The 3,755-nt window shown below is 73.4% G+C and carries 7 protein-coding genes; all 7 read right to left on the reverse strand.

What is annotated here, in order from left to right:
• Positions 1-128: 128 nt before the first annotated feature.
• The 7 genes from ACFXAZ_RS31340 to ACFXAZ_RS31370 all read right to left on the reverse strand — a co-directional run bounded on the left by ACFXAZ_RS31340 (position 129) and on the right by ACFXAZ_RS31370 (position 3,322).
• Entirely contained in the window at positions 129-329 is a 201-nt protein-coding gene (locus ACFXAZ_RS31340; RefSeq protein WP_351501143.1) for a hypothetical protein, read from the reverse strand.
• Positions 330-366: 37 nt separating this feature from the next.
• Complete coding sequence (locus tag ACFXAZ_RS31345) at positions 367-1,065, reverse strand: NUDIX domain-containing protein (protein ID WP_384598033.1); 699 nt, start codon at positions 1,063-1,065, stop codon at positions 367-369.
• A gap of 92 nt (positions 1,066-1,157) precedes the next feature.
• Entirely contained in the window at positions 1,158-1,922 is a 765-nt protein-coding gene (locus ACFXAZ_RS31350) for a hypothetical protein (protein WP_384598035.1), read from the reverse strand.
• A 161-nt stretch (positions 1,923-2,083) separates the two neighbouring features.
• Positions 2,084-2,335: a hypothetical protein gene (locus tag ACFXAZ_RS31355; protein ID WP_351501149.1), complete on the reverse strand. Its 252-nt coding sequence runs from the start codon at positions 2,333-2,335 to the stop codon at positions 2,084-2,086.
• A 103-nt stretch (positions 2,336-2,438) separates the two neighbouring features.
• Positions 2,439-2,633: a hypothetical protein gene (locus tag ACFXAZ_RS31360; protein WP_384598037.1), complete on the reverse strand. Its 195-nt coding sequence runs from the start codon at positions 2,631-2,633 to the stop codon at positions 2,439-2,441.
• Between the two features lie 116 nt (positions 2,634-2,749).
• Positions 2,750-3,004: a WhiB family transcriptional regulator gene (locus tag ACFXAZ_RS31365; RefSeq protein ID WP_351501153.1), complete on the reverse strand. Its 255-nt coding sequence runs from the start codon at positions 3,002-3,004 to the stop codon at positions 2,750-2,752.
• Positions 3,005-3,148: 144 nt separating this feature from the next.
• Positions 3,149-3,322, reverse strand: a complete 174-nt coding sequence (locus ACFXAZ_RS31370) for a hypothetical protein (RefSeq protein WP_351501155.1) — start codon at positions 3,320-3,322, stop codon at positions 3,149-3,151.
• Positions 3,323-3,755: the final 433 nt, after the last annotated feature.

Genomic DNA, 3,755 nt, shown 5'->3' on the forward strand with positions numbered 1-3,755 from the left:
AGCGCGGGGCCATTTTTTTTTGGCCGACCAATAGCCGCCTCACGGCCACCGACCCCACCACACTGGGGGGGGGGGGGCGGCACACCCGCCGCCCCCGCCGCACGGGGCCGGGGGGGCCCGCGGCGTGGTCAGCGCCCGTGGTGCTGCTTGAGGTACTGGGCGAGCTGGATCTTCACGCTCGCCATATCGCTGTACGCCGACATCGCGGGCCACAGGCCCTGGTTGCTCTCGGCGTCCTTCAACAGCTGGTACGCCTCCCGGACCAGCTGGTCCGGGTCGGCGTCGATGTGGCGCAGCGGGCTGGTCAGGCGGGCGAATATCCCGGCCATGGAATGAACTCCTTCGAACAGCGGGGCGGGGCGGGTGTCAGGGCTTGGGGAGAGCGCGGCACCGGGCCGCGTGGTCCTGGGCCTGGCGGTGGATCTCGGTGTCACCGAACGGGTCGTTGAAGGGGCCGGTGTAGGCGCCGACGCTCGTGGCCGGGCAGGCGGCGCACCGCCACTGCGGCCAGCCGTCGGCGGCCCGGAACAGGTCGACGTGCGCGCCAGCCAGGGTGGTGTAGCGGGCGAAGACGTCCTCGGGCCACGGCTCAGGTCGCAGCTCCCGCACCTCGGCGAGGAGCTGCTCCAGGACCCGGTCCCGGTCACCCAGCTGCCGTCCGGCGTCCCGGAGGATCAGGCCGTGGTCGAACGCGAGGTCGTCGCCGGGGTCGTTCAGCGGCGCCCAGCGCACGGCGGTGGCGTCGGTGCCGGCGCGGGCGATGGTGTCGGCGGGGACGCGGGCCAGGTAAGCGACGCTGACATAGCGACCGCGGGGATCCCGGCCGGGCGCGTCGTAGACGCCGACCAGGACCAGGTCGTCCACCGGGACCTTCACCCCGGTCTCCTCCAGCAGCTCGCGGACGGCAGCTTCCCGGGACGTCTCGCCCTCGTCGACGTGCCCACCCGGCAAAGCGAGCTTGCCCTGATGGGGCGGCCAGCCACGCTCGATCAGCAACACGTCGTCGCCGCGGACGCACACCACGTCGGCGGTGTAGAAGATCGTCTCCGGCGCGGTCTCGGTCATGTTTCCTCCGGGGTGGTTGGCGGTCCGGGCTGTCCGGCTCCCCGCGCCCCGTCCGTCCCGGCGTGGTGCCGGACGGGCGGGGGAGGCAGCTGTCAGACCGGCTCGCGGTCCCCGGCGAGGGCGGCGACGTCGAGGAGACGGCCGCGCTGCACGGCGATCTCCGTGCGGGCCTGGTGGACGAGGGGGGTGTCGATGCTCCAGACGCCGTCGCCGTACTCGTTCACCGGCGCGATGAGCCAGGCGCTCGCGTCGATGCCGATCTCCGAGGCGACCGTGGTCAGGGCCAGTTCGTGGTCGTACCCGGCGACGGCGGCCTGGTCCTCGGCCAGGACGGCAAGCTTCCCGGCGACCGCGTCCCACGCGCGGGCCGCGTCGAGGGCAGCGGTCTCGGCGTCGCCCAGGCGCAGCAGCTGCGCGCGCCACATACCGTCCGGCGTCTCCCAGAACGCGCCGAAGGTGTTGGTCAGCGCCGTGTGCGCGGTCTCCCATGCCGCCCACAGCGGCGCCGCGGTGCGCAGGACGGGCACCGCGCGGTCCCGGAGCCGGGCCTTGGACCACAGGATCCGGGCCACCTCGTACTGAGTGCGAATCGCCTCCAGCTGCCCGCGGTCAAGCGCCCGGTCCTCGTACATGGCGAGCGGGGTCCGCGGTTCGCACTCCCGGCCGGTGAACGCGGTGAAGGAGTAGACCGTGGTGTCGCGGGGGCCGGGTTCGGCCCGCAGGAAGTGCGGGTGGTGGTACTGGCTGATGTCGGCGGCGGGCGCGGGGGCGTCCGGCCCGGCCGGGGCGGAACGGTCCGGGCTCGGCGTGAGGCCGGATTCGTCGAGCGCGTGGGTCAGCGCGATGGTGCGGGACATGCGGTCGTCCTCTCTTCTGGGAGGGCCGGGCCCTGGGCACTCTTCCCCGGGCCGGAGCATGAAGAAGGCCAGCTGCCCGTCGTGCGGGCGGCCGGTCGTCCCGTGGTGCAGGGGGGCGGACAGGAATCGGTGATCCGCTCCCGCCGTGCGGGCGGGCCGGGTCAGTCGCGGGCCAGGCGGTGGACCCGCTCGGGCCCGCCGCCGGCGGCGGCGACCTGGGTGCCGTAGTCGTAGATCTCGGCGCCGCGGGTCTCGCGGCCGCGGCGGGTCAGCGCGGCGGCCAGGGTCCCGGTGCCGGAGGTGAAGGCGGCCCGCGCCTCTTGGTCGCCGGACTCGATGGCCTCGTTGATGCCTCGGGTGAGCCGGCGGTGGCCCTGGACCTCGGTGACGGTGTCGCGCAGCCGACGGAACATGAACGGCCCTACCTTCCTGTTGCGGATCCGGGCTGTCCGGCTCCCCGCACCCCGCCCGTCCCCGGCGGTGCCGGTACGGGCGGGGGAGGCAACCGTCAGGCCGTCAGCGCTGCAGGTACGCCTGGGCGCGCTGGAGCTCCTCGGTCGACATGGTCTGGGCGACGGCCGCGACGGCGTCGGCACCTCCGGTCGCGGCGGCCTGGACCAGGGCGTTGGCCTGGGTCTTGGCGACCGCGTGCTCGGCGGCCTCGCCGATGACGTTGCCGAGGTCGCGGGAGAAGCTGTCCAAAGTAGCCATGATGGTGACTCCTCTTGCTGGTGGTCCGGGCTGTCCGGCTCCCCACGACCGCGCCCATCCCCCAGCCCCGGGGGTACCGGGGTGGGGGATGGGCGCAGGAGGCAGCCGGCAGACCGTCAGGCCGCGTTCCGGGCGCGCTGGCGGGCGGCGCGGCGCTTCATCGCGCGGCGCTCGTCCTCGCTCATGCCGCCCCAGACGCCGTCGGTCTGTCCCGACTCCAGCGCCCACTGGAGGCAGGCGTCCCTCGACGGGCACCTGTTGCAGACCGCACGAGCCTCTTCAATCTGCAAGATCGCCGGGCCGGTGGTGCCGATGGGGAAGAACAGCTCGGGGTCCTCTTCGCGGCAGACCGCGTTGTGACGCCAGTCCATGGCGTGGTCCTCTCGTCCGGGAGAGATGGGATGGGGGCCGCGCGCAGGCGGCAGAAGAAGGGGAGACGGGGGAGGGCTGGTGATCACCGGCCCGCCGACCGGGTTTCCCGGTCGGCGGGCTGACCTTCCAGCGCGCCCGCCGCGTCAGCCTCGGCGGCGGTGGAGGTACTGGTCCTGCAGCCCGCTGAACAGCCGGAACAGCCGCTCCCCGGCCGGGCACCGGCGGTCACCGGTGCAGACGGCGCAGGTGGCGGCGTGCTCACGGTGCACGCGGGCGGCGGCCATGTACCGCTCGTACACGCTGCTGCTGTTGCTCATCGGCGGTTCTGTTCGGAACGCTTGTTCTGTTCGGCGAGCTTCTTCGACAGCGCCGCGCGCTCCGCGTCGGTCAGGCCCAGGGTGATCGCGATCGTGTTCACCGGGACCCCGTTCCGTTGCAGGAGTCGCAGCGCTTCCAGGACTTGCGGAACACCCCGCCGGAGCTGGTGTCCTCGGTCTTCCCGCCCTTCCCGCCGCACGGCGGGCAGGCGCTCACGGCTTTCCGCCCTGCCGGACGCGGCGCAGCGCCTCGTCCATGATCGGGTCGGAGTCTCCGTCGGCGGCCAGACGTGCGATGCTGAAGGTGTTCAACAGGGCCTCCACTTCAGGTCCTCGACGGCCCCGGGGCCCTAATCCCCGGGGCCGTCTCCTTGTGTTCTGACTGCCGTACGAGCAGCCACGGCCGCCCCCACCCGGTGTCGCGGGGTGGGGG

Origin of the sequence: Streptomyces sp. NPDC059477, from assembly GCF_042749375.1 — a bacterium.
In the GTDB taxonomy this organism is placed as follows: Bacteria; Actinomycetota; Actinomycetes; order Streptomycetales; family Streptomycetaceae; genus Streptomyces.

What these genes read in the sequence shown, in the direction of transcription:
- ACFXAZ_RS31340 (WP_351501143.1), bottom strand. Translation starts at nt 329, where the DNA reads ATGGCCGGGATATTCGCCCGCCTGACCAGCCCGCTGCGCCACATCGAC.
- ACFXAZ_RS31345 (WP_384598033.1), bottom strand. Translation starts at nt 1,065, where the DNA reads ATGACCGAGACCGCGCCGGAGACGATCTTCTACACCGCCGACGTGGTG.
- ACFXAZ_RS31350 (WP_384598035.1), bottom strand. Translation starts at nt 1,922, where the DNA reads ATGTCCCGCACCATCGCGCTGACCCACGCGCTCGACGAATCCGGCCTC.
- ACFXAZ_RS31355 (WP_351501149.1), bottom strand. Translation starts at nt 2,335, where the DNA reads ATGTTCCGTCGGCTGCGCGACACCGTCACCGAGGTCCAGGGCCACCGC.
- ACFXAZ_RS31360 (WP_384598037.1), bottom strand. Translation starts at nt 2,633, where the DNA reads ATGGCTACTTTGGACAGCTTCTCCCGCGACCTCGGCAACGTCATCGGC.
- ACFXAZ_RS31365 (WP_351501153.1), bottom strand. Translation starts at nt 3,004, where the DNA reads ATGGACTGGCGTCACAACGCGGTCTGCCGCGAAGAGGACCCCGAGCTG.
- ACFXAZ_RS31370 (WP_351501155.1), bottom strand. Translation starts at nt 3,322, where the DNA reads ATGAGCAACAGCAGCAGCGTGTACGAGCGGTACATGGCCGCCGCCCGC.